Origin of the sequence: Tsukamurella sp. M9C, assembly GCF_020169415.1 — a bacterium.
Taxonomy (GTDB): domain Bacteria; phylum Actinomycetota; class Actinomycetes; order Mycobacteriales; family Mycobacteriaceae; genus Tsukamurella.
The window spans coordinates 65,737-88,304 of the sequence record NZ_JAIULG010000012.1 but is presented as its reverse complement, the minus strand read 5'-3'; the positions used below and the strand labels follow the sequence as shown (position 1 = coordinate 88,304).

At 70.7% G+C, this 22,568-nt stretch carries 27 protein-coding genes and 1 tRNA gene; 11 read left to right on the top strand and 17 right to left on the bottom strand.

Going from position 1 to position 22,568, the window contains the following annotated elements; all coding sequences use genetic code 11:
- Positions 1-506, bottom strand: a 506-nt coding sequence (locus tag LB823_RS08830; RefSeq protein ID WP_224646541.1) for a carbohydrate-binding domain-containing protein, incomplete at its 3' end; no start/stop codon positions are given.
- Between the two features lie 256 nt (positions 507-762).
- On the opposite strand from LB823_RS08830, the gene LB823_RS08825 reads away from it, so the two are divergent.
- From LB823_RS08825 to LB823_RS08815, 3 genes are all read left to right on the top strand, one after another.
- Positions 763-839: transfer RNA gene (locus LB823_RS08825), tRNA-Ile, on the top strand.
- A gap of 58 nt (positions 840-897) precedes the next feature.
- Positions 898-1,989, top strand: coding sequence for an AAA family ATPase (locus LB823_RS08820; RefSeq protein ID WP_224646540.1), 1,092 nt, complete (start codon positions 898-900; stop codon positions 1,987-1,989).
- Positions 1,990-2,105: 116 nt separating this feature from the next.
- Positions 2,106-3,620, top strand: coding sequence for a glyceraldehyde-3-phosphate dehydrogenase (locus LB823_RS08815; protein WP_224646538.1), 1,515 nt, complete (start codon positions 2,106-2,108; stop codon positions 3,618-3,620).
- A gap of 82 nt (positions 3,621-3,702) precedes the next feature.
- Here LB823_RS08815 and LB823_RS08810 read toward each other — a convergent pair whose 3' ends face one another.
- A complete protein-coding gene (locus LB823_RS08810; RefSeq protein ID WP_224646536.1) occupies positions 3,703-4,392 on the bottom strand; it encodes a helix-turn-helix domain-containing protein in 690 nt (229 codons plus the stop codon).
- A gap of 151 nt (positions 4,393-4,543) precedes the next feature.
- Here LB823_RS08810 and LB823_RS08805 point away from each other — a divergent pair, with 151 nt between their 5' ends.
- Complete coding sequence (locus LB823_RS08805; protein WP_224646534.1) at positions 4,544-5,404, top strand: class I SAM-dependent methyltransferase; 861 nt, start codon at positions 4,544-4,546, stop codon at positions 5,402-5,404.
- A 63-nt stretch (positions 5,405-5,467) separates the two neighbouring features.
- On the opposite strand, the gene LB823_RS08800 is transcribed toward LB823_RS08805, so the two are convergent.
- From LB823_RS08800 to LB823_RS08790, 3 genes are all read right to left on the bottom strand, one after another.
- The gene (locus LB823_RS08800) at positions 5,468-6,454 is read right to left on the bottom strand and encodes a DUF5685 family protein (RefSeq protein ID WP_224646532.1); all 987 of its coding nucleotides are present in this window, start codon (positions 6,452-6,454) and stop codon (positions 5,468-5,470) included.
- A gap of 71 nt (positions 6,455-6,525) precedes the next feature.
- On the bottom strand, positions 6,526-7,068 hold the full coding sequence (locus tag LB823_RS08795) for an Imm51 family immunity protein (protein WP_224646530.1): 543 nt from the start codon (positions 7,066-7,068) through the stop codon (positions 6,526-6,528).
- 10 nt (positions 7,069-7,078) lie between these two features.
- Positions 7,079-7,822 (bottom strand): YggS family pyridoxal phosphate-dependent enzyme, encoded by a 744-nt coding sequence (locus tag LB823_RS08790; RefSeq protein ID WP_224646528.1) that lies wholly within the window; start codon positions 7,820-7,822, stop codon positions 7,079-7,081.
- A gap of 63 nt (positions 7,823-7,885) precedes the next feature.
- Between LB823_RS08790 and LB823_RS08785 the strand changes: the two genes are divergently transcribed.
- Positions 7,886-8,128 carry a hypothetical protein gene (locus tag LB823_RS08785; protein WP_068521248.1) on the top strand — a complete coding sequence of 81 codons (243 nt, stop codon included), beginning with the start codon at positions 7,886-7,888 and terminating at the stop codon, positions 8,126-8,128.
- An 11-nt stretch (positions 8,129-8,139) separates the two neighbouring features.
- On the opposite strand, the gene dnaG is transcribed toward LB823_RS08785, so the two are convergent.
- The 3 genes from dnaG to LB823_RS08770 form a co-directional block, all read right to left on the bottom strand.
- Positions 8,140-10,065: a DNA primase gene (dnaG, locus tag LB823_RS08780; RefSeq protein WP_224646526.1), complete on the bottom strand. Its 1,926-nt coding sequence runs from the start codon at positions 10,063-10,065 to the stop codon at positions 8,140-8,142.
- 109 nt (positions 10,066-10,174) lie between these two features.
- Entirely contained in the window at positions 10,175-11,497 is a 1,323-nt protein-coding gene (locus LB823_RS08775) for a deoxyguanosinetriphosphate triphosphohydrolase (RefSeq protein ID WP_224646524.1), read from the bottom strand.
- Positions 11,498-11,968 (bottom strand): cold-shock protein, encoded by a 471-nt coding sequence (locus LB823_RS08770; RefSeq protein ID WP_224646523.1) that lies wholly within the window; start codon positions 11,966-11,968, stop codon positions 11,498-11,500. It abuts the gene before it with no gap.
- 86 nt (positions 11,969-12,054) lie between these two features.
- Here LB823_RS08770 and LB823_RS08765 point away from each other — a divergent pair, with 86 nt between their 5' ends.
- Complete coding sequence (locus LB823_RS08765; RefSeq protein WP_224646522.1) at positions 12,055-12,465, top strand: lipoprotein LpqH; 411 nt, start codon at positions 12,055-12,057, stop codon at positions 12,463-12,465.
- A gap of 84 nt (positions 12,466-12,549) precedes the next feature.
- Here LB823_RS08765 and LB823_RS08760 read toward each other — a convergent pair whose 3' ends face one another.
- Entirely contained in the window at positions 12,550-13,953 is a 1,404-nt protein-coding gene (locus tag LB823_RS08760) for a glycine--tRNA ligase (RefSeq protein ID WP_374201300.1), read from the bottom strand.
- 127 nt (positions 13,954-14,080) lie between these two features.
- Here LB823_RS08760 and LB823_RS08755 point away from each other — a divergent pair, with 127 nt between their 5' ends.
- The gene (locus tag LB823_RS08755; protein WP_224646520.1) at positions 14,081-14,482 is read left to right on the top strand and encodes a metalloregulator ArsR/SmtB family transcription factor; all 402 of its coding nucleotides are present in this window, start codon (positions 14,081-14,083) and stop codon (positions 14,480-14,482) included.
- Positions 14,479-14,895 (top strand): Fur family transcriptional regulator, encoded by a 417-nt coding sequence (locus tag LB823_RS08750; RefSeq protein ID WP_224646519.1) that lies wholly within the window; start codon positions 14,479-14,481, stop codon positions 14,893-14,895. The genes LB823_RS08755 and LB823_RS08750 overlap by 4 nt, the downstream gene beginning before the upstream one ends.
- 17 nt (positions 14,896-14,912) lie before the next feature.
- Here LB823_RS08750 and LB823_RS08745 read toward each other — a convergent pair whose 3' ends face one another.
- The 5 genes from LB823_RS08745 to LB823_RS08725 are packed head-to-tail and all read right to left on the bottom strand — an operon-like array spanning position 14,913 to position 18,346.
- Positions 14,913-15,521: a TetR/AcrR family transcriptional regulator gene (locus LB823_RS08745; RefSeq protein ID WP_224646518.1), complete on the bottom strand. Its 609-nt coding sequence runs from the start codon at positions 15,519-15,521 to the stop codon at positions 14,913-14,915.
- Positions 15,518-16,702, bottom strand: coding sequence for an NAD(P)/FAD-dependent oxidoreductase (locus LB823_RS08740; RefSeq protein ID WP_224646516.1), 1,185 nt, complete (start codon positions 16,700-16,702; stop codon positions 15,518-15,520). Before LB823_RS08740 ends, LB823_RS08745 begins: the two co-directional genes overlap by 4 nt.
- Positions 16,699-16,887, bottom strand: coding sequence for a rubredoxin (locus LB823_RS08735; RefSeq protein WP_068521261.1), 189 nt, complete (start codon positions 16,885-16,887; stop codon positions 16,699-16,701). The genes LB823_RS08740 and LB823_RS08735 overlap by 4 nt, the downstream gene beginning before the upstream one ends.
- A gap of 38 nt (positions 16,888-16,925) precedes the next feature.
- Positions 16,926-17,087 carry a rubredoxin gene (locus tag LB823_RS08730; protein ID WP_224646514.1) on the bottom strand — a complete coding sequence of 54 codons (162 nt, stop codon included), beginning with the start codon at positions 17,085-17,087 and terminating at the stop codon, positions 16,926-16,928.
- Positions 17,084-18,346: an alkane 1-monooxygenase gene (locus tag LB823_RS08725; RefSeq protein WP_224646513.1), complete on the bottom strand. Its 1,263-nt coding sequence runs from the start codon at positions 18,344-18,346 to the stop codon at positions 17,084-17,086. Before LB823_RS08725 ends, LB823_RS08730 begins: the two co-directional genes overlap by 4 nt.
- 210 nt (positions 18,347-18,556) lie before the next feature.
- On the opposite strand from LB823_RS08725, the gene LB823_RS08720 reads away from it, so the two are divergent.
- From LB823_RS08720 to LB823_RS08710, 3 genes are read left to right on the top strand one after another with little or no spacing between them, the layout of a single operon-like run.
- On the top strand, positions 18,557-18,982 hold the full coding sequence (locus LB823_RS08720) for a MarR family winged helix-turn-helix transcriptional regulator (RefSeq protein WP_224646511.1): 426 nt from the start codon (positions 18,557-18,559) through the stop codon (positions 18,980-18,982).
- A 32-nt stretch (positions 18,983-19,014) separates the two neighbouring features.
- Positions 19,015-19,437, top strand: coding sequence for an organic hydroperoxide resistance protein (locus LB823_RS08715; protein ID WP_224646510.1), 423 nt, complete (start codon positions 19,015-19,017; stop codon positions 19,435-19,437).
- Positions 19,438-19,469: 32 nt separating this feature from the next.
- Positions 19,470-20,465 (top strand): zinc-binding dehydrogenase, encoded by a 996-nt coding sequence (locus tag LB823_RS08710; protein ID WP_224646508.1) that lies wholly within the window; start codon positions 19,470-19,472, stop codon positions 20,463-20,465.
- A 63-nt stretch (positions 20,466-20,528) separates the two neighbouring features.
- Here LB823_RS08710 and LB823_RS08705 read toward each other — a convergent pair whose 3' ends face one another.
- The 3 genes from LB823_RS08705 to recO are packed head-to-tail and all read right to left on the bottom strand — an operon-like array spanning position 20,529 to position 22,517.
- Positions 20,529-20,936 (bottom strand): hypothetical protein, encoded by a 408-nt coding sequence (locus LB823_RS08705; protein WP_224646506.1) that lies wholly within the window; start codon positions 20,934-20,936, stop codon positions 20,529-20,531.
- Complete coding sequence (locus LB823_RS08700; protein WP_374201299.1) at positions 20,933-21,742, bottom strand: isoprenyl transferase; 810 nt, start codon at positions 21,740-21,742, stop codon at positions 20,933-20,935. Before LB823_RS08700 ends, LB823_RS08705 begins: the two co-directional genes overlap by 4 nt.
- Positions 21,720-22,517 (bottom strand): DNA repair protein RecO, encoded by a 798-nt coding sequence (gene recO, locus LB823_RS08695; protein ID WP_224646502.1) that lies wholly within the window; start codon positions 22,515-22,517, stop codon positions 21,720-21,722. Before recO ends, LB823_RS08700 begins: the two co-directional genes overlap by 23 nt.
- Positions 22,518-22,568 lie beyond the last annotated feature (51 nt).

The following is a 22,568-nucleotide window of genomic DNA, read 5'->3' as shown; positions in this document are numbered from 1 at the left end:
GTCGGTGTCGGGGTGGGCGTGGGAGTCGGGGTCACCGCACCGTCGCGAACCGCGACGCTCGCGATGTACGGGTTCCGGTCGCAGAACCACCACCGGTAGTCGTTGGTGAACTCCAGGGTCACGGGACTCGAGCCCGTCTGGGCACCGAGCCCGACGGAGTAGGTGTTCCACCCGGACGCGAGGGTGAGCGTGGCAAGGGTGACGCCCGCGCGTTTGACCGCCATCACGGGCGCACCGCGACAGATCTCCCCGCGCGCGCGGACCTCCAACTTCCCGCCGGCGTTCGCCGTGACGACGGGGATCGAGACGCCGCCGCTGCTCCAGATCTTCATGACGGTGCCGGCACGCCAGTCGGAGACCTGGCCGCCGGCGCCGGACGGGGTCACGGTCATGCCCGAGGGGCCGACGGTGGTGTCCGCGCTCGCCGTCGCGGCCAGGCACGTCGCGGTCAGGGCCGCGACGAGCGCGGCGATCGTGATGCGGAAGGACCAGTTTCTCCTGGCCATGGCGGACTCCTCGGGGTGCTCGCTGTCTTGAAGCATCGTCGGAAGTCACTGAGTCACTTCAGTCACATCCGCCCATCGAAGAGCATTGAACCACAATTGCAACAGTCGTAACACCGAGGGCGTATGACTCGCTGCGCCCGCAACCCCCGCGAGCTCGGGCCGATGCAGACGACGAAGCCGCGCAGTGCTACTGTATCCGCGCTGGTCAGGGCCTGTAATCGACGAGACGCTTCGTATGATCAGGACGACCGGCTCGGGGGCAGTAGCTCAGTCGGTTAGAGCCGCGGACTCATAATCCGCTGGTCGTGGGTTCGAGCCCCACCTGCCCCACCACGACGGACCATGCGGATCGTCACGGAAATCCGCTTGCGACCCCGGATACGTTGAATCCGTGACCACGCCAGCGCTGTGGATCAGCGGCGCGCCCGGGACGGGCAAGACCACCACCGGGTGGCGGGTGTTCGAACTGCTCATCGCCGCGGGCGCGAACGCCGCGTACGTCGACATCGATCAGCTCGGGCTGCTCGGCCCCTTCGAGCGCCTCTCGGGCGCCGCGCCGCACGTGGTGAAGGCGGAGAACGCCCGGCGCCTGGTCGGGACCCTCGCGCGGCTCGGGCTCCGCCAGATGGTGATCTCCGGCATCGTCGACCCGGACCTCGGTGACCCCGTGTTCGCCGACGCCCCAGCGGATTCCGGCATCGACCTCACGCATGTGCGGCTGCGCTGCGCGTGGCCGGAGCTGCGGCGGCGCTACCTGGACCGCGGCTCGCCGCCGGACGCGCTCGCCGACCTCGAGGAGCTGGCCGCGCGGCTCGACCGCAGCGCGGCCGACACCGTCGACACCACCTCGCGCGACGTCGACGACGTGGCGCGCGAGTTGGTCGCCCGTCGGGCGACCGCCCGGACCGCACCCTGGGCGACGGCACCGAGCGCGCGCGCCGCTCCGCTGCCGACGACGGTGCTCCACGGCGCGACCGCCGCCGGCAAATCCACCGTCGGCTGGGAGCTGGTCCGGCGCCGGTGGGCGGCGGGGCGCGCGACCGCATACATCGACGTCGAACAGCTCGGCTTCCACGGCCCGGCCTACCACCGCGACGTCCACGCGGCCGCGTACGCGGCGCTGACCCGGGGATACGCGAACGCCGGGGCAGACGACCTGATCGTCGTGACCCGCGACCCGGACCTGGTCGACGAGGCACACCCCGAGGGGCTGACCCGCGTCCTGCTCGACGCCTCGGACGAGGCGCTCACCACCCGCGTCGCGCTGCGCTCCGCGGAGAGCACCGGACGCCTCCCCGGCGACCAACTGCTCGGCGCCGCCCCTGCTCACCAGCGGATTCTCGCCGATCGCGCCCACCGCGAGGCGGCGCTCCTCCGTCGCTCCCCCGCGCACCACGTCGCGATCGACGCCACGAAGGGCGCACCGTCGGACGTCGTCGACCGGATCGAGCGCGCGCTCGGCGATCGTCCCGGTGGAGCGTGAACGCACTTCCGCCGCACCGACCACGGTGACCAGGCATTCCGGAGCCGATTGGTTGCACACTCCCACCATCGCCCCGGTGGCTCGCGGCGCGGTCAGCGCATTGCATAATGATGGGCGTGACGCAACAGCTGGAGCCCGAGTCCCCGTCGAACTCCGCGACTGCCGATGGGCATCGCGGCGCGTACGACAGCCACCGCGACGCCTGGGTCGCCCGTGAGGAGCAGGCCGAGCGCCTGATCCCCATCATCGGCCGGCTGTACCGCCAGCACGGTGTGGTGTCGTCGATCCACGGGCACCGCCTGATCAACCTCTCCACCTCCGCGGTGATCTCGGCCCACGAGCGCGCCGAGGAGCTGGGCCATCAGGCCCTCACGCTGGCGCAGACGGAGAAGGTGCTGCGCGGCCTGCTGGAGATCGCGCCCGAGCCCGCGTCGATCGACATCGCGCGCCTGGCCGTCCTCGCCGCGGACCTCGAGTCCGACGAGGCCGTGCAGGAGCTGCTGCGCGCCGAGATCGCCAAGCGCAACGTCCCGGTCTCCGACGGTGACGGCGCCGACGTCGTGCTGTACGGCTTCGGCCGCATCGGCCGCCTGCTGGCCCGCATCCTGATCAGCCACGCCGGCAACGGCCACGGCCTGCGCCTGCGCGCGATCGTCGTGCGCCGCAGCGTCAAGAACGACCTCGAGAAGCGCGCCAGCCTGCTGGCCCGCGACTCCGTGCACGGCCCGTTCGCCGGCTCGGTCTCGATCGATGCCGAGAACGACGTGATCATCGCCAACGGCACGCGGATCCAGGTCATCTACTCGGACGACCCGTCGACCATCGACTACACCGCGTACGGCATCAAGGACGCGCTGATCGTCGACAACACCGGCAAGTGGCGCGACGAGGAGGGCCTCGGCCTGCACCTCAAGAGCAAGGGCGCCAAGCGCGTGCTGCTCACCGCGCCGGGCAAGGCGCCGCTGAAGAACATCGTGCACGGCATCAACGACAGCACGATCGAGGACGCCGACAACATCCTCTCCGCCGCGTCGTGCACCACGAACGCGATCACCCCGGTCCTCGCGGCCCTGGACGAGGCCTACGGCATCCAGCGCGGCCACGTCGAGACCGTGCACTCGTTCACCAACGATCAGAACCTGATCGACAACCTCCACAAGGGCGACCGCCGCGGCCGCTCGGCGGTGCTCAACATGGTGATCACCGAGACGGGCGCCGCGAAGGCCGTCTCGAAGGCGCTGCCGCAGCTCGAGGGCAAGCTCACCGGCTCGTCCATCCGCGTCCCCACCCCGGACGTCTCGCTGGCGATCCTCAACATCACCCTCGAGAAGCCGACCAGCAAGGACGAGGTCAACGACTACCTCCGCCGCGTCTCGCTGCACTCGAAGCTGCGCCAGCAGGTCGACTACATCGAGTCGCCCGAGGTCGTGTCCACGGACTTCGTGGGCTCGCACCGCGCCGGCATCGTCGACGGTCTCGCGACCATCGCCGACGGCAAGGACCTCGTGCTCTACGTCTGGTACGACAACGAGTACGGCTACTCCTGCCAGGTGGTCCGCGTGCTCGAGCGCATGTCCGGCGTGCACCCCGTGGTCATCCCGGCCCGCGCCGACGTCCGCGTCGAGGCCTAAGTACCCGAATCCGTCACCGCCCCGGTGGAAGCCGTTGCTTCCACCGGGGCGGTGTCGTATCCGGCGCTCGAGCGCCGGCCCGTCATGCCTCCGCGAGTCGCTCCCGTACCGCGGGGGCGAACGGGCTCCACGCGAACCAGGTGGGGAAGGACCGGATCAGGCCGGCGGGGCCGGTCAGAACGACGCCCCCGGTGGCGACGGATCGCGGATAGTCGGTGATGCCGGAGAACACCCGCATCAACGCCACCGGCTCCGTCCGGACGACGAGGTCCGTGTCGTAGCCCGGAGGATCCGTACAGACCGATGACTCCCGCCGCTCGATGACGAGCCAGATCCGCAGCGGCTCGTCGCCGACGTAGTCGAATTCGACGACGGTGCGCCTGTCCGGCAGTGCGTCGGCCACCAATCGCCGAGACATCCACCAGGTCAACGTCACCGGATCCACCTCGCGCGGCTCGGGTTCGCTGAACATCCATCGCACCGACCATTCACCGAACGCCATGATCACCCGCTCGAGGTCGCGGCCCGCGGGAGTCAGCACGTACTCGTGCCCGCCTCCGCGTGGCAAGGCGACGCGTTCGACGACTCCCTTGCGCTCCAGGTAGGTGAGTCGAGCCTTGAGCAGCGATCGAGAGATCCCCGGAAGGCCACGGTCGATGTCGTTGAACCTGCGGCCACCGAGGATCAACTCGCGGACGATGAGCGGAGTCCACCGCTCCCCGATCACCGAACTTGCCAGGGCCACCGGGCAGTACTGGTTGTAGTCCTTCATGGCGAGCCTCCTCGGAGTGCGGGCGCTCCTTCGAGTGTGGGCGCACCCGGCCCGCAGGTCCAGAATCAGTCCCGGGGCGGTCCAGTTCTCAGACTGGCCCGCGCATCGCGCCCCTCGGCATGCTGAGGAGATCAGCGACGAAGGGACGATCATGACCAGCACTTTCGATCCATCGGTGTTCAAGGCCACCACACGTGAGCAATGGCAGGCCGCCGCGGAGGCCTGGGATCGGTGGGGCCCGCAGATCGAGGACTGGCTCGGCGAATCCACGGGGCGGATGCTCGACGATGCGCGGGTCACCACTGGCTCCCGCGTGATCGACATCGCCGCCGGTGCCGGCGGCCAGACCCTCGCCGCGGCACACCGAGTGGGGACCTCCGGACGAGTACTCGCGACCGACATCTCGCCCGCGATCCTCTCCTTCGCAGCGCGGGCCGCCGCGGCCGCGGGCCTGACGAACATCGAGACCCTGGAGGCCGACGGGGAGGACCTGCGCGCCATCCCCGACGGGACCTATGACGCGGCGATCTCCCGGGTGGGCCTGATCTACTTCCCCGATCGCGGGCGCGCGCTGTCGGAGATGTGCCGCGTGCTGCGACCGGGTGGCCGCGTGTCCACCGTGGTGTACTCGGCTGCGGAGCGGAACGGCTTCTTCGCGGTACCCGTCGGCATCATCCGCGCGGCCGCCGGCCTGCCGGCGCCGGCGCCGGGCCTTCCCGGACCGTTCAGCCTCGCCGGCGACGGCGTCGCCGCCGCAGCCTTCACCGACGCCGGGCTCGTGGACGTCACCGTGACCGCCGTTCCGTCGCCCGTCCGGTTCTCCTCCTCGGCGGAGTGCGCACGGTTCGAGCGGGAGTCGTTCGGCGCATTGCACCAGATGCTCGCGGGGGTCGACGAATCGACGCGCGGTCGGACCTGGGAACGGATCGAGCAGGCACTCGGCGAGTTCGACGATCCGACCGGTTTCGTCGGTCCGTGCGAGATGCTCGTCGTCTCCGGCACGCGCCCGTGAACCGCAGCAGATCGGCTCGGGACCGCGCGCCCCTGATCATCGACCGGCGAAACCGCGACCGACTCACGAGCAGTCGCAGCAGCACCCGTCGCCGCAACAGCAGTCGCCGTCGCAGCAGCAGTCGCCCGCGTTCTCGCCCACCTCGACCGATCGCCTGCCCAGCTTCTTCTTCGACTTCTTGGTCATCGGCGTGCGCTGGGCGACGAGGACCGTGGCCATCGCGGTGAGCAGCAGGGGTCGCACCAGCCGGTCGTCGCGCAGCTCGACCCGGCCGAGCCTGTCGATCACGATGTCGCGCAACGCCTGCAGCCGCGCGACGGCGGCGTCCACGGACGTGCCGGTCGCGTCGAGCGGGTTGTAGTCGCCCCGTTTCCGATCCCGCGGCAGGTCCTCCAGCGCGTCCGCGAGGTGCGCGAACTCGCCGTAGGCGCGGCCCAGCTCGCCGAGGGCCTCCTCGTTCTCCGGGCGCCCGGCGAGCCCGGCCGACGCCGCGAACATCGCGCCGACCGCCGACGCCGTCGGCGCGGTCACCTCGGCGAGCTCGGTGGCGCGGGACTCGATCCGCGCCTGCTCGGCGAGCCCGGCGAGGGCGTCGGGAACGTGCGCCGCCGCGGCGACCGGCGCGTCGGCTCCGGCCCGACGCCCGAGCCGTCGCTCGGCCGCCCGCAGCAGCCCGACGGTGCCGCGCCCCGCGGGACCGGAGTCGCACAGGCCCTCCTCCCGCTCGGCGGCGCGATCACCGATCTTCGCCGACGCCAACGTGAGCGCGGCGGTGGCGCCCAGCCGCACCCCGAGCTCCGCAGGCGCGATCACCTCCGCGCGGCGCATCCCGCGCAACGCGCACGGGCCGGCCGTGCGGGTGGCGGCGGGCCGCGGCTGCTGCGCCTCGACGAGCGCCGAGAGCAGCGCGGCGTCGGTGTTGGTGAACGCCCGCGCCGGCTGCCCCGCGGTGTCGCGCAGCGTCAGGCACAGCCCGCACAGGTGCGCGCGCCAGAGCCGCCGCACCGCGGGATCGAGGTGAGTGGAACACGAGCGCACGAGACCGAGCACGATGGGACTCCGATCACTGTCTGCAACCGCTGGACCCGACCATTGTGCCGGGCCGCGCCCCCGCCGGGCCGTCAGTCGTCGAAGACGAAGCCGTCGGCCTCCGCAGCGGCGACCACCTCGCGCACACGCGCGGGATCGGTCGCGATCCGGGCCATCTCCGAGCCCAGGATCACCAGGGTCTCCTTGTCGCTCCGCGCGCTGAACATGCCCGCCTCGCTGTCGAACCGGATTCCCACGCGCATCTGCTCGGGCAGGATCCGCTCGGCGACGCCCTGCCAGAAGTAGCCGTTCGGCTCGTGCCCGAGCGCGACGACGGCATCGTCGGACGGGGTGCCGCCGGCCAGGAGGATCAGCGAGTACTCGCCCGGAACCGTCTCGACCAGTTGCAGGGGCGCGATCCCGCCGGCGCGGCCGCCGCTGCGCTTCGCGATCGCCCTCCGCAGGCCGCGCCACACCGCGAGCACGGCGACGGAGCCGAACAGGATCGCGGGGTACTTCAACCACGGATTGAGGGGGTCGAGCAGCCAGAACAGCAGGCCGAGCGCCACGACGACCGCCAGGAGCTCGGCGATGTCGGCGACGGTGAACTGGCGATCCTCGTCATCGGTCAGCACGAGGGGAAGGTTACTGCCCCTCGGGCCAGTAGTGGCTGTCGGGCAGCGCCCGAGAGCCGAAGATCGCCTGGCCCACCCGCACGCAGGTCGAGCCCTCCTCCACGGCGATCTCGTAGTCGCCCGACATGCCCATCGACAACTCGACCGCCTCGGGCCAGTCCTGCACGGCCCGGTCCCGGACGTCCCGGAGCCGGCGGAAGCAGGCGCGCACCCGTTCCTCGTCGGAGGAGAACTCCGCGAGAGTCATGAAGCCGCGCACCCGCAGCGAAGCGAACGCGGGCAGTTCCGCGAGGAAGGCCGGCACCTCGGCCGGCGGCAGCCCGTACTTCTGCTCCTCGTCCGACGTGTTGACCTGCACGTACACATCGAGGCCGCGGCCGAGCGCCTGCAACCGGCGGTCGAGCGCCTCGGCGACGCGGACGCTGTCGAGTGCCTGGAACTCGGCGGCGACGGCGGCGACGTCCTTGGCCTTGTTGGTCTGCAGGTGGCCGATCACGGCCCAGGAGACGTCCAGGTCGGCCATCTCGGCGCTCTTGCGCTTCGCCTCCTGCGGCTTGTTCTCCCCCAGCTCCCGGCAACCCGCAGCCACGGCGAGCCGCAGCCGCTCCTGCGGCACCGTCTTGCTGACGGGGAGCAGCCGCACGTCCGACGGTGACCGCCCCGCCCGGGCCGCCGCGGCGTCGATGCGGCGCATCACCTCGGCGATCCCGGCCTCGAACTCGGCGACGGTCTGGGCGGGCGGGTACGAGCTCATGGATCGAGCCTATCGGCCGGGGACCGCCCGCCGGAGCGGGGCCGCGGCCGGTACAGTGGCGGCATGATGCGACTGGTTATCGCCGCAGGTGCCGGCTACGTGCTGGGCACCAAGGCCGGACGCCGCCGGTACGAGCAGATCAACCGCACCGCGAAGGCCATCGCCACCAGCCCGGCGACGAAGAAGGCCGTGGAGATCGGGCGCCGCAAGCTCGCCGAGCAGCTCAACCCCGATCCGAAGATGCGCACGATGCGCGAGATCGACGCGCAGACGGTGATCTACTCCCCCAAGACCGACCTGGATTAGACCGAACCGGACTAGAACGCCGAGTCGCCGACGGCCATCTTGAGCAGGCTCTGCCGGTAGCTCTCGAGCGCGACGAGGTCGCCGAACAGGCGGTTGTAGTCACCGTCGGAATTGGGCGACATGCGGCGCAGCTTCGACTTGAGGTCGGCCACCTGCGCCCCGACCCACACCTCCTGCAGCCGCGCCATCACCGACTCGACGTACCGCGGCGACGGGTCGCCCGCCACCTGCATCGGCTCCACCGCGAGCTCGGTGACCAGCGGCTCGAGCACGGGACCGTCGACGTGGCGCACCACCGTGTCCACCCATTCGGGGCCGCCCAGGCCCGCCGCGATGCCTCCCGCCGCCTCGATCGCCAGCCGCACCTGGCGGTACGCGGGGTCGGTGAACATGTCGTCGGAGAGCGCGTCGAAGACCATGCCCGCGAGCGCGGGCACCTGCAGCGCGGCCTTGAGCACCTCGCGCTGCACCCACAGCACCGGGTCGGCGGGGTTGGGGCGCTGCGGCCCCGTCGGTCGGGGTGCCGGGACCTCGGGAACCGCGTCGCGGATCCGGTTGGTCGACGGTGCGGGCGCGCCGGGCCCGGGACGCCCCTCGCCGCGGCGGATCCGGGCGGACTCCTCCCGCACGCGGCGCAACACCTGCGCGACGTCCTCCCAGCCGACCCACCCGGCGAGCTGGCGCGAGTACTCGTCCCGCAGTGCCATGTCCTTGATCCGCGCGACCACGGGCACCGACCGGCGCAGCGCGTGCACGCGCCCCTCGGCGGTGTCGAGGTCGAACTCCTGGATCAGCGTCTTCACCACGAACTCGAACATGGGCACGCGCTGCGCGATGAGGTCCCGCACGGCCTCGTCGCCGCGCTTCTGGCGCAGCTCGCACGGGTCCATGCCGTCCGGTGCGATGGCGACGAACGACTGCCCGGCGATCTTCTGGTCGCCGTCGAAAGCCTTCATCGCGGCTGCGCGGCCGGCGGCATCACCGTCGAAGGTGTAGATCACCTCGCCGCGGAAGTAGCTGTCGTCCATCATGAGCCGCCGCACGAGCGAGACGTGGTCCTCGCCGAAGGCGGTGCCACAGGACGCGACGGCGGTCTCCACGCCGGCGGAGTGCATGGCCATGACGTCGGTGTAGCCCTCGACGACCACCACCTGGTGCCCCTTGGCGATGTGCTTCTTCGCGTGGTCGAGACCGAACAGCACCTGGGACTTCTTGTAGAGGATCGTCTCCGGCGTGTTCATGTACTTGCCGAGGTTGTCGTCGTCGAAGAGCTTACGCGCGCCGAAGCCGATCACGTCGCCGCCGAGGTTCCTGATGGGCCACAGCAGCCGGCGGTGGAACCGGTCGATCGGGCCGCGCTGCCCCTGCTTGGACAGGCCCGCCGCCTCGAGCTCCTTGACGTCGAAGCCTTGCCGCAGCAGCGCCTTCGTCATGGTGTCCCAGCCCGACGGGGCGTAGCCGCAGCCGTAGAAGCGAGCATCCTCCTCGGTGAACTCGCGTTCGGTGAGGTAGGTCCGGGCGATCTCCGCCTCCGGGGTGCGCAGCTGCTCGGCGTAGAACTTCTGTGCGGCGGCATTGGCCGCGACGAGCCGCATGCGGGTGCCGCGGTCCTGCTTGGGGCCGGGAGCGCCGCCCTCGTAGGAGATCTGGATGCCCACCTTGTCGGCGAGCTGCTCGACGGCCTCCACGAAGGGCACGTGCTCGATCTTCTGCAGGAAGGAGATGACGTCGCCGCCCTCGCCGCAGCCGAAGCAGTGGAAGAAGCCCTGCGTGGGACGCACGTGGAAGCTGGGGGTCTTCTCGTCGTGGAACGGGCACAGGCCCTTCATCGACCCGACGCCGGCGGGGCGGAGCGCCACGTACTCGCCGACCACGTCCTCGATGCGCGCACGGTCGCGGATCGCCGCGATGTCACGCTCCGGGATTCTGCCGACCACGGCAACAGTCTACTGACTCCCGTGGCGTGAAAGATCTACACCTGCATCCGGCGTTTTCCCAGGTCAATCGAAATCGATGTCCCTCAGAGCGCGGAGAGGTGTCAATCTTTCAACTCTCCAGCACTTTCTCGTCCAGCCGCTCCAGGCGCGTCTCCGTCATCGACGCGATCTGGTCGACCACGACGCGCAGGCGGACGGCGTCGGAATCCGCGGCGAGGTAGGCCGGGGAGTACAGCGGATCGATGTTCGACGGTGACGCGCCCATCAGGTAGTCGGCCACGCGCAGGATCCGGTCCCGCTGGCCTTGCTGAATGGCGAGGTGCATCTGGTTCGAGTAGATGTACTGCAGCGCCATCGTTTTCAGCAGGATCACCTCGGCGCGCACGGACGGCGGCACTTCGACGTCGGCCTCGTACCGGCACACCGGCTCGTTGCTCGTGGCCGCCCGGGTCGCGTCGATCGCGGCGGAGGCGAAGCGGCCCACCAGCTCGCTCGTCATGCGCTTGAGCGCCACCGAGGAGGCGAGGTCACCGTCGTACTTCGCGGCCGCGGCGACCACCTCGAAGGAGGCGAGGCGGGCGCCGGCGTCCTCCAGCTCGGCGGCCTCGGCGCCGCGGAAGCTGCTCGCGCCGAAGCCGGAGAGGCTGCGCACCTCCGCGGGCGAGGAGAGGGCGCGCAGGTCGAGGCGGCCCGACAGGACCCCGTCCTCGACGTCGTGCACGGAGTAGGCGACGTCGTCGGACCAGTCCATGACCTGCGATTCGAGGCACTGCCGGGTGCCGTGCGGGCCGTTCTCGCCGCCGCGCATCCAGTCCAGGACGTACGCGTCGTCGTCGTAGACGCCGAACTTGCCGCCCGGCTCGCGGCGGAGCCACGGGTACTTGGTGGCGGCGTCGAGCGCGGCGCGGGTGAGGTTGAGACCGGCCGACTCCCCCGCGGCGTTCAGCACCTTGGGCTCGAGGCGAGTGAGGATGCGCAGGTTCTGCGCGTTGCCCTCGAAGCCGCCGATGCTCGACGCGACCTCGTCGAGGGCGCGCTCGCCGTTGTGCCCGTAGGGCGGGTGCCCGATGTCGTGGGCGAGGCCCGCGAGGTCCACGAGGTCGGGATCGCAGCCGATGCCGAGGGCGATGCCCCGGCCGATCTGGCTGACCTCCAGCGAGTGGGTGAGCCGGGTGCGCGGCGTATCGCCCTCGCGCGGGCCCACGACCTGCGTCTTATCGGCGAGGCGGCGCAGCGCGGCGCTGTGCAGCACGCGCGCGCGATCCCGCGCGAAGGCGGAGCTGTGCCCCTCCCACCGCAGGGCCTCCCACTGCGGGCCCGAGAAGAGCGTGGGCTCCGTATCCGCTTCGAGCCCCGCCGTTTTGGGCTGCTCGGCGACGAGGCGTTCGACGTCGGCCGGCTGGTACGCGGCCGGCCCGGGCAGCAGCGGCACCTACTCGGTGACCCAACCGCGCGCGAAGGCGAAGTCCGCGATCCGCTGACGGATCGCGATGATCTGGCCAGCGGTCAGATCGTCCGAGGAATCGAGCAGGAGCTCGGTGAGCTCGTCGACGAAGGACTGCATGTCGAGCGCTCCGGCGGCCGCGCGCGGTGCGGCGTCCCGACGGGGCGCCTGGTCGCGCCGGTCACCACGGTCGCCCCGGAAATCGCGGTTGTCCCGGCTGTCACGGTTGTCCCGACGGGGCGCGGCGGCGGGGGCACCGCCGACGACGGCGACGTTCACGGCCTTGAGCCCCTTGTCGCCCTTCTCCACCTCGAACGTGACCGCAGTGCCCGGCCGCAGCGCCGACTCGTCGAAATCGATGTCGTTCACGTGGAGGAAGACGTCCTCGCCCCCCGCGTCCGGCGCGAGGAAGCCGAAGCCGCGCTGCGTGTCGAAATGGACCACCTTGCCGTTCGTCATGCGTCGAGTATCCCATAGTGAGACGGGGCGACCCGCTTGATGCGGTGCACCCGGACCGGCGGCGATCCCCCGGTACCGTATTGCCCATGAAGAAAGCGGCAGTCGCCCTCGCGGGCTGCACCCTCGTGGCGCTCGCGGCGTGCACCTCCCCCAACACCGACTCCAGCACCGTGGTCGCGATCGACGGGAAGGCCGAGAGCGCGGCCGAGTACGTCAACGCCGGATGCTCCCGCAACGGCGACAGCATCACGGTGGGCTCGGGCAGCGTGCAGACCGCCCGCGGCGTCGGCGCCATGCTCACCGAGGGCAACCCGCCCACGGTGAACAGCCTGTTCATCGCCACCGGCGGCAACGTGATGACGGTGCTGAACACGCCCGTCGGGAAGGTCGGCTCGGCCAAGGCCTCGAAGGCCGGCAACCGGTACACGATCACCGGAGAGGCCCGCGCCGCCGACCTGAGCACCAAGAAGTTCCGCGTCGAGATCACCTGCGGCTAGCACTGTCCAGATCGGACAAGATCCGAGAGCGAAGAGAACAACGGCGCCCCGGTGCATCACCGGGGCGCCGTTCTCACGACCTGATCAGCAGCCGGCGAGGCGCGCGGCCAGGTACTGCTGGATCTCGGCGAGCGGCACGCGCTCCTGCTCCATCGTGTCGCGCTCGCGCACGGTCACGGACTCGTCCTCGAGCGTGTCGAAGTCGACGGTGACGCAGAACGGCGTGCCGATCTCGTCCTGGCGGCGGTAGCGCTTGCCGATGCCCTGGGCGTCGTCGAAGTCGACGTTCCAGAACTGCCGCAGCTGCGCGGACAGCTCGCGTGCCTTGGGCGAGAGCTTCTCGTCGCGCGAGAGGGGCAGCACTGCGACCTTCACCGGGGCGAGGCGACGGTCGAGCTTGAGCACGACGCGGGTGTCGGTGCCGCCGTTGGCCTTCGGCACCTCCTCCTCGGTGTAGGCGTCCACGAGGAAGGCCATCAGCGAGCGGGTGAGGCCGGCCGCGGGCTCGATGACGTACGGCGTGTACCGCTCACCCGACTGCTGGTCGAAGAACTCCAGGGACTCGCCCGAGTGCTTCGTGTGGGTGCCGAGGTCGAAGTCGGTGCGGTTGGCGATGCCCTCGAGCTCGCCCCACTCGCTGCCGGTGAACTCGAAGCGGTACTCGATGTCGACGGTGCCCTTGGAGTAGTGGCTCAGCTTCTCCTGCGGGTGCGTGAACAGGCGCAGGTTCTCCGGGTCGATGCCGAGGTCCGTGTACCACTTGAGGCGGTAGTCGATCCAGTACTGGTGCCACTCGTCGTCATCGCCCGGCTTGACGAAGAACTCCATCTCCATCTGCTCGAACTCGCGGGTCCGGAAGATGAAGTTGCCGGGCGTGATCTCGTTGCGGAAGCTCTTGCCGATCTGGCCGATGCCGAACGGCGGCTTCTTGCGCGCCGTGGTCATCACGTTCTTGAAGTTCACGAAGATGCCCTGTGCGGTCTCGGGCCGCAGGTAGTGCAGGCCCTCCTCCGACTCGATCGGGCCGAGGTAGGTCTTGAGCATCATGTTGAAGTCGCGGGGCTCGGTCCACTGCCCCTTGGTGCCGCAATCCGGGCAGACGATCTCCGACATCGGCACGGCGTCCGGGTCGACCTCTTCGCCCTTGGCGGCGCGCTTCTCGGCGAACGCCTCCTGGAGGTGGTCCTGACGGTGCCGCTTGTGGCAGTTGAGGCACTCGACCAGCGGATCGTTGAACACCGAGACGTGGCCGGACGCGACCCACACCTGGCGGGGCAGGATGATCGCGCTGTCCAGACCCACCACGTCGTCGCGCGAGGTGATCATGTTGCGCCACCACTGCTTCTTGATGTTCTCCTTGAGCTCCACGCCCAGCGGCCCGTAATCCCAGGCCGACTTCGTTCCGCCGTAGATCTCACCCGACTGGAAGACCAGTCCCCTGCGCTTGCACAGGTTGGCGACGGTATCGACTTTGGTTGCTTTGGCCACGGCGCGCTTCATCTCCGACGGGTTGTGAGACCAGAAAAACGTACGCACCGACTCTACCGTTCGCACCCCGGACCACGGCGCGATGGGACGCCTCCCGCCCGGCGGCTTGACGTGGCCGATCCCGCATATGAAAATGATTGTTGATAAGAGGAGGCACCCCATTCCCACCGACATCGTCCCGACCGCCCTCGTCGCCGACTGCCCCGTCGACCCCGAGGACCCGCCGCGCACCCAGCCCGATCCCGAGGTACTCACCGCCACGGGCGACCTCCTGCGCGCCCTGGCCGCCCCGGTCCGAATCTCCATCGTGCTCGAGCTCATGCACTCCGAGCTCTGCGTGCATCAACTGGTCGACGCCCTCGGCGTGACCCAGCCCCTCGTCAGCCAGCACCTGCGCGTGCTCAAATCGGCCGGCGTCGTGCGCGGCGAGCGCAACGGCCGCGAGATCGTCTACCGCCTGGTCGACGACCACCTCGCGCACATCGTGGTCGACGCGGTCGCCCACGCCACCGAGCGGCCGGGGGCGTGACGGTGACCGTCCACGCCGCCAAGGGAACCGGAATCCGGGCGACCAAACAGCGCGGGGCGATCACGCAGGCGCTGCGATCGGTCTCGGAGTTCAAGTCGGCGCAGGAGTTGCACGAGCGGCTCCGCGCGGACGGCGAGTCGATCGGCCTGACCACCGTGTACCGGAACCTGCAGGCGATGGCGGACGCGGGCGCCGTCGACACGCTGCGGACGGACAGCGGCGAGGCCCTGTTCCGGCTGTGCTCGGACGAGCACCATCACCACCTGGTGTGCCGCGAGTGCGGGCGCACCGTCGAGGTGACGGATCGGGCCGTCGAGGCGTGGTCGGCCCGGACCGCCGCGGCGCACGGCTTCACCGACGTGACCCACACGCTGGAGATCTTCGGCCGCTGCGCCGACTGCTCCCGGCCCTGACCCGATCCGGGCGCGGTTCAGCTACGAACGGCCTGGGCGAGGAACGGCGAGAGCACCGCGGACACCTCGCGCGCCGCCTCCTCCGGGCCCTCGATCGGCATGGTGAGGTGGCTGAACGCGAGCCGCACGAGCACGCCGGCCGCGATCTGCGCGTCGGCCCGGCGGACCTGTGCCCAGCTCATGGCGAGGATCTCCGCGAGGCCCTCGGCGGCGCGCTGCATGATCGGCGTGCCGTCGATAGTCACGATCCCCATGAGGTCGCGGTGGGGGTTCGGTCCCACGATGTTGATGACGACGGGGTCGCCCATCCCGATCTCGAAGACGCCGCGCATGGCGTCGTCGACGGCGGCGTCGATCTCGCCCGGGTGCGCGTCGATCCGCTCCTGCACGTAGGCGAGGAGGCCGTCGACGAACCGGGTGACGTAGGCGACGGCCATGCCCTTGCGGGAGCCGAACTCGTTGTACAGGGTCTGCCGGCTGACGCCCGCCTGGCGGGCGACGGCGGCCATGGTGACCGCCGACCACTCCCTCCCGCTCAGGACGCCGCTGACCGCGTCGAGCGCCTGATCCCGCACCGTTTGCTTCGGCGCGGCATCAGCGGCATCGCGCCCGACGAGGACGGTCATCGTGCGACCGCCGCCGCGATCTGCTCGGACAGCTCGCCACGGACCGCCCGCAGCTCCTTGGGCCGACCCACCGCGACGGCGCCGGCGAGGCTGCCGCCGCGGTTGCACCGCGCGAAGAAGGGATCACCGCTCGCCGTGTCCATGGGACCGTCCACCTCCAGCTCGTCGTCCGCCGCGGGCCATCCCGCGAACTGCAGCACCGCCCCGAACTGGTTCGACCAGCCCCACGGGACCGTGGGGGCGGGCGCGCCGCCGAGGAGCACCTGCGCGGCCGCGGTGCCCTGGTCCTGCGCCGCCGACCAGTTCTCGGCCCGGTAGCTGCCGCCTTCCAGCGGATGGGGCACCCGCGCGCAGTCGCCGATGGCGTAGACGCCCTCGGCGGACGTGCGGTACTGCTCGTCCACCAGGATACCGTCGTCCACGCGCAGGGCCAGACGCTCGGCGAGGCCGGTGTCGGGGCTCGAGCCCACGGCCACCACCAGCAGGTCGGCGACGAGGGCGCCGCCGCCGGGCAGCGCGACGGAGACCTGGTCGGGGTCGACGGTGATCTCCCCCGGCCGGACGCCCAGCAGCAGGTCGACGCCGGCGTCGCGCTGCAGGCCGGCGAGGCGCTCCCCGATCGACGGGGGCACGACGCGGGCGAGCGGCAGAGCGGCCGGCTCGACGACGGTGACGGCGGCCCCCAGTTTCGCGGCGGCGGAGGCGACCTCCGAGCCGATGAGTCCGGCGCCGAGCACGATGACCCGGCCCGCGCGGCCCAATTCGTCGCGCAGCGCGGTCGCGTCGGCGAAGTCCCGCAGGTACCTCACGCGGGGCGCGGGCGGCAGGCCCGGCAGCTCCCGGGCCGCACCGCCGGTCGCGAGAACCAGCGAGCCGTAGGCGAGGTCGGCACCGTCGGACAGCTCCAGGGTGCGGGCGGCGGTGTCGCCACCCGTCACGGTGACCCCGGTGCGGACCGTGACGTCGATGTCCTCCCAGTGCGTGGCCGGCTTGAGGAGCGCCTTCTCGACGGGCATCCCCGCCAGCAGCACGTCCTTCGACAGGGTGGGCCGCCGGTACGGGAGGTGCGGGTCGCGCCCGATGAGGGTCACGGCCCCGTCGTATCCGCCGGTCCGCAGCGCCAGGGCCGCGGTGGCGCCCGCGACGCCCGTGCCGACGATCACCACGCTGTCCGTGCTCATGCCCGCGATACCTCGACCATCTCGAAGTCGGCCTTGGCGGCGCCGCAGTCGGGGCAGGACCAGTCGTCCGGAATGTCGTCCCAGCGGGTGCCGGGCTCGATGCCGTCCTCGGGCCAGCCTTCGGCCTCGTCGTACTCGAAGCCGCACTGGAGGCAGCGGAACAGCTTGAAGGGTGCGTCACTCATTGTCGGTTCCTTTCTCGGAGGGGAGGATTCGCGCCGGCTCAGACCGGTTCGAAGTCGATCTTGTCGCGGACCCCGCAGTCGGGGCAGTTCCAGTCGTCGGGAATATCAACCCAGAGGGTGCCGGCCGGCCAGCCCTCGCGGGGCGCGCCCGCCGCCTCGTCGTAGACGTACTGGCACACGGGGCATTTGAAGGCGCTCATGCGGCGGCCTGCTCTCCGGTCGCGGTGGCGCCGTACTGGGCGAGGACCTTGTCGCGGACGCGGGGGTGGATGTTGACCTTGGTGATGTCGCCGTCGTAGTGGTCGAGGACGCGGTGGTCCATCAGGCGGCGCCACAGCGGCGGGAAGTAGGTCAGGCCGATCAGCGTGGCGTAGCCCTGGGGCAGCGACGGGGCCTCCTCGAACGAGCGGAGGGTCTGGTAGCGGCGCGTGGGGTTCGCGTGGTGATCGCTGTGGCGCTGCAGGTGGTACAGGAAGACGTTGGTGATGATGCGATCCGAGTTCCAGGAGTGCTTCGGGGCGCACCGCTCGTAGCGGCCGGAGGCGAGCTTCTGACGCAGCAGGCCGTAGTGCTCGAGGTAGTTCACCGACTCCAGCAGGCTGAACCCGTAGACGCCCTGGATGATCAGGAAGGGCAGGACGTACCAGCCGAAGACCGCGGTCAGGCCACCGAACAGCACGACGGTCATGAGCCAGGCGTTGAGCACGTCGTTCTTCAGGGTCCACGGGCTCTTGCCGAGTCGCTCGAGGCGGGTCTTCTCCAGCTCCCACGAGGACTTGAGGCTGCCCCACACGCTGCGCGGCAGGAACTCCCAGAAGGTCTCGCCGAAGCGGCCGGACGCGGGATCCTCCGGGGTGGCGACGCGCACGTGGTGGCCGCGGTTGTGCTCGATGAAGAAGTGGCCGTACATGGCGGGCGCCAGGGTGAGCTTGGCGATCCAGCGCTCGTTCTCGGGCTTCTTGTGGCCCAGCTCGTGACCGGTGTTGATGGCGATGCCGGCGACCACGCCCAGGCTGAGGGTGAGGCCGATCTGGCTGATCAGGCCGAGCCCGCCGCCGGTCGCGTACACGCCGCCCAGCCAGGTGAGGTTGTCCGCGGTGAGGAGGTAGCACATCAGCACCAGCGAGGCGAGCTGGAAGGGCAGGAAGACGTAGGTGAGCCACTTGTAGTACTTGGAGTTCTCCAGCGCCTCCATCACCTCCTCCGGCGGGTTCTCGCCGTCGTCGCCGGCCTTGATGTCGACGATCGGGAGGATCACGTACAGCAGGATGGGGCCGATCCACCACAGCACCGGGGCGAGGTACATCAGCGGGGTGCTGCCGATGCCCAGCAGCATGATGAGCCCCACCGCGAAGAACAGGGCGGTGGGGACGAACAGGCCCCACAGCCAGAGTCGCTTCTTGTGGTCGGTCCAGACGGCTTCCTTGCCGTCCGCATCGATGTAAGCCAGGCCCTTCATGGTGCCTCCTTAATCCGTTCGCCCCCGGCAGGGGCTGTGACTGAGGTCATACGCTCTGGACTCAGTATTTGACATGTTCCGACGATTTGTCAAGCGAATCGTGGACAGTTCGCGCTGATATGTAAACTCGCAGGTAGACAGGTCGGCCCGGTTCGTCAAGCTCTCCCTTTTTAAGTTGTGCACAATCGAATTGCGTGCCATCATCATGGAGTGGAAGCGAACCGGACCCTGGACGAGCAGCTGTGCTTCGCGCTGTACTCCGCCGCGCGGGTGGCGTCGAACGCCTACCGCGAGGAGCTGTCGACGCTGGGCCTCACCTACACCCAGTACGTCACGCTCCTCGCCCTGTGGGAGCGCGACGGCGTCACCGTCTCGGCGCTGGGCGAACGCCTGCGCCTCGACAGCGGCACCCTGTCGCCGCTGATCCGGCGGCTCGAGGGCGCCGGCCTCGTCGAGCGCCGCCGAGACCAGGCCGACGAACGGCTGGTCACGGTCCACGTCACCGACGCGGGGCATGCGCTGCGCCCCCGGGTCGACGCCGCCCGCAGCCGGGTCTACGAGGGCTTCAACCTGCCCGTCGAGGACGCGGTCGCGCTCCGCGACCTGGCGAACCGCTTCTGCGCCGCGCACACCTGACCATCCCCGACGTTCCAGGAGGAACCCCCGACATGAGCACCGTGTACACCGCCGAGGCCATCGCCACCGGCGCCGGCCGCGACGGCCGCACCCGCACCGACGACGGCCGCGTCGACCTGCAGCTGGCCATCCCGAAGGAGATGGGCGGATCCGGCGACGGCGCCAACCCCGAGCAGCTCTTCGCCGCCGGCTACGCCGCCTGCTTCCACTCCGCGCTCCAGATGGTCGCCCGCACGCAGAAGGTCGCGCTCGGCGACTCCAGCGTCGGGGCCCGCGTGGGCATCGGCCCCAACGGATCCGGCGGTTTCGGCCTCACCGTCGCACTCGAGGTCGTCATCCCCGACGTCGAGCACGACGCCGCCCAGGCCCTCGCCGACGCGGCCCACCAGGTCTGCCCGTACTCGAACGCCGTGCGCGGCAACATCGACGTCACCGTGACCGTCGCGAACGACTGAACTCCCCCACCACTTCTCACAAGGAGACATCCATGCGTGCACTCATCCAGGACGAGTTCGGCGACCCCGCGAGCGTCCTGTCGGTCCGCGAGGTCCCGCTGCCCGAGCCGCGGCCCGGCCAGGTGCGGATCCGCACTCTGCTCGCCCCGATCCACAACCACGACCTGTGGACCGTGAAGGGCGACTACGGCTACAAGCCCGCCCTCCCCGCCGCCTCCGGCTCCGAGGCCGTCGGCGTGATCGACGCTCTCGGCGAGGGGGTCGAGGGCTTCACCGTCGGCCAGCGCGTCGCCACCGGCTCGGCCTTCGGCACCTGGGCGGAGTACTTCGTCGCCGGCGCCGCCGGTCTGCTTCCGGTCCCCGGGGAGATCTCCGATGAGGCCGCCGCACAGCTCTTCTCGATGCCCTTCAGCGCGATCAGCCTGCTCGACTACCTGAACGTCCAGCACGGCCAGTGGATCGTGCAGAACACCGCCAACGGCATGGTCGGGCGCCTGCTGGCGCAGCTCGCGGCCGCCCGGGGCATCAACGTGACAGGCCTGGTACGACGGTCCGCCGCCGTCGACGAGCTCGCGACCTTCGGCGTGACCAACGTGATCGCCACCGACAGCGAGGGCTGGCGAGACCGCGCCAAGGAGCTCGCCGGCGACGCGGGCTACGCGGCCGCCGTCGACTCGATCGGTGGCGCGGCGAGCACCCAGCTCGCCCTCCTGCTCGGCCAGCGCGGCACGCTCGTCTCGTTCGGCGCGATGAGCGCCACCAACCCGGGCGAGGGCGCGATGCTGGAGATCCCCGTCAACGTCGCGATCTTCAAGGAGATCGTGGTCAAGGGCTTCTGGGGACGCACCGTGAGCCAGGAGATGGCGCCCGCCAAGCGGGCCGAGCTCATGGGCGAGGTCGTCCGCGGCGTCGCCGCCGGCACCCTCGCACTGCCCGTCGACGGGGTGTACCCGCTCGACGAGATCTCCTCCGCCGCAGCGGCGAGCGGCCGCCCCGGCCGCGTGGGCAAGGTGCTGCTGCGCCCCTGATCACCACCGCCGGGGATGTGCGGTCATTCGTTCGAGCGATCGTTGGAACGGATGACCGCACATTCAGCCGACGAGGCGGCGGCGCGCGTCAACCCCCTGTGCCAGGACGAACAGCACGAACTCCCGCAGCGCGTCGCCCGCGAGCGTGCCGGCGGGGAACGAATAGGACAGCACCAGGTCGGCCGAGACCTCCCGCTCCATGAGCCGCAGCGAGCCGAACTGCACGCCGTCCGCGACGGCGCGCACGTCGGCGCGGAGTTCGTCGGTGAGCGCCAGGTCCCACGCCACCACCTGGGTCAGCGAGTAGACGTCCACGTCGCGCGCGAGAGCGAAGACCTGCACCGACGCCGGGGTCTCGCCGAAATCGACCAGCACGGCCTGATTCTCGTCGCGGCGCAGCACCACCCCGTCGGCCAGTGCGGACTCGAGCCGGGAGCGCAGCGCGTCGAGCCGGGGGTCCTGCGCCGTCACTGCGCGCCGCCGAACCGGCGGTCGCGCTTGGCGTACTCGAGGCACGCGTCCCACAGGTTCCGCCGGTCGAAGTCGGGGAACAGGGTGTCCTGGTAGACGTACTCGGCGTACGCGCTCTCCCACAGCAGGAAGTTCGAGGAGCGCTTCTCCCCCGACGGCCGCAGGAACAGGTCCACGTCCGGCATGTCGGGCTGGTACAGGTACTGCTGGAAGGACTGCTCGGTGATGCGATCCGGATTGATCTCCCCCGCAGCGGCGCGACGCGCGAGCTCCCTTGCGGCGTCGACGATCTCGGCCCGGCCGCCGTAGTTGACGCACATCGTGAGCGTCATCACGGTGTTGTCCTTGGTGAGCTCCTCCGCGACCTCGAGCTCCTTGATCACGCTGGCCCACAGGCGGGGACGACGGCCGGCCCACTTCACCCGGACGCCCATCTCGTGCATCTCGTCGCGGCGGCGCCGGATCACGTCGCGGTTGAAGCCCATGAGGAAGCGCACCTCCTCCGGGCTGCGCGACCAGTTCTCCGTCGAGAAGGCGTACGCCGACAGCTGCTTCACGCCGATCTCGATGCAGCCGCAGACGGTGTCCATCAGCACGGCCTCGCCGCGCTTGTGGCCCTCGGTGCGGGCCATGCCGCGCTCCTTGGCCCACCTGCCGTTGCCGTCCATGACGAGGGCGACGTGGTTCGGCACCAGCTCCGCGGGGATCTCCGGCGGCGTCGCCCCGGAGGGGTGCGGGTCCGGGGGCCGGACGGTGACCGGCGCCTGGGGCACCACCTTGGACCTACCCCGCCGCAGTCCCGGCACCGTCGACCTCCCTCTCACCGGCCGCGAGGGCCGAGCTGTGCGGCGCGTGCCGCTCGATCATGGGCAGCGACCGCAACTGCCGCCCCACGTGCCACTGTAGGTGCGCGGCGGCGAGCCCGTTGGCCTGCCTGCGCAGCCGCTCGCCCGTGGTCTCGGCGAGGTCGAAATCGGCCCGGGCGAGGGCAGCCATGAGGTCCAGCACGCCCTGTCCCGGCACCGCCGAGCCCGACGGGCGGCAGTGCACGCAGACGGCGCCGCCCGCGGCCACGTGGAAGGCGCGGTGCGGCCCCTCGTCGCCGCAGCGGGCGCAGATCGTGAGCGTGGGCGCCCAGCCCGCCGACTCCATCGCGCGCAGCAGGAACGAGATGAGCACCAGGTCGCGGTCGCGCGTTCCCTCCGCGATGGCGCGCAGCGCGCCGACGGTGAGCCGATGCAGCTCCAGCGCCGGGGCGCGTTCCTCGCCCGCCAGCCGCTCCGCCGTCTCGATCACCGCGCACGCCGTGGTGTAGCGGCCGTAATCGCCGGCGAGGTCGCCCGAGTAGGCGGCGATCGAGTGCACCTGCGTCACCATGTCGAGGTTGCGGCCGGGGTGCAGCTGCAGGTCGACGTGCGCGAACAGCTCCAGCCGGGCGCCGAACCGCGACCGTGGCCGGCGCACCCCCTTCGCGACCGCGCGGACCAGGCCGTTCTCCCGGGTCAGCAGCGTGAGGATGTAGTCGGCCTCCCCCAGCTTGTGCTGCCGCAGCACCACAGCGCTGTCCCGGTACGACCTCATACCCCCCATCATCCCACCCCGCGCCGACATCGACGACGAAGCCGCGCCGCG

Coding starts and splice junctions, on each gene's coding strand:
- LB823_RS08810 (WP_224646536.1), bottom strand. CDS start 4,392: ATGAAGGACTACAACCAGTACTGCCCGGTGGCCCTGGCAAGTTCGGTG.
- LB823_RS08805 (WP_224646534.1), top strand. CDS start 4,544: ATGACCAGCACTTTCGATCCATCGGTGTTCAAGGCCACCACACGTGAG.
- LB823_RS08790 (WP_224646528.1), bottom strand. CDS start 7,822: ATGAGCTCGTACCCGCCCGCCCAGACCGTCGCCGAGTTCGAGGCCGGG.
- LB823_RS08785 (WP_068521248.1), top strand. CDS start 7,886: ATGATGCGACTGGTTATCGCCGCAGGTGCCGGCTACGTGCTGGGCACC.
- LB823_RS08770 (WP_224646523.1), bottom strand. CDS start 11,968: ATGACGAACGGCAAGGTGGTCCATTTCGACACGCAGCGCGGCTTCGGC.
- LB823_RS08765 (WP_224646522.1), top strand. CDS start 12,055: ATGAAGAAAGCGGCAGTCGCCCTCGCGGGCTGCACCCTCGTGGCGCTC.
- LB823_RS08755 (WP_224646520.1), top strand. CDS start 14,081: ATGAAAATGATTGTTGATAAGAGGAGGCACCCCATTCCCACCGACATC.
- LB823_RS08745 (WP_224646518.1), bottom strand. CDS start 15,521: ATGACCGTCCTCGTCGGGCGCGATGCCGCTGATGCCGCGCCGAAGCAA.
- LB823_RS08740 (WP_224646516.1), bottom strand. CDS start 16,702: ATGAGCACGGACAGCGTGGTGATCGTCGGCACGGGCGTCGCGGGCGCC.
- LB823_RS08735 (WP_068521261.1), bottom strand. CDS start 16,887: ATGAGTGACGCACCCTTCAAGCTGTTCCGCTGCCTCCAGTGCGGCTTC.
- LB823_RS08730 (WP_224646514.1), bottom strand. CDS start 17,087: ATGAGCGCCTTCAAATGCCCCGTGTGCCAGTACGTCTACGACGAGGCG.
- LB823_RS08725 (WP_224646513.1), bottom strand. CDS start 18,346: ATGAAGGGCCTGGCTTACATCGATGCGGACGGCAAGGAAGCCGTCTGG.
- LB823_RS08715 (WP_224646510.1), top strand. CDS start 19,015: ATGAGCACCGTGTACACCGCCGAGGCCATCGCCACCGGCGCCGGCCGC.
- LB823_RS08710 (WP_224646508.1), top strand. CDS start 19,470: ATGCGTGCACTCATCCAGGACGAGTTCGGCGACCCCGCGAGCGTCCTG.
- recO (WP_224646502.1), bottom strand. CDS start 22,517: ATGAGGTCGTACCGGGACAGCGCTGTGGTGCTGCGGCAGCACAAGCTG.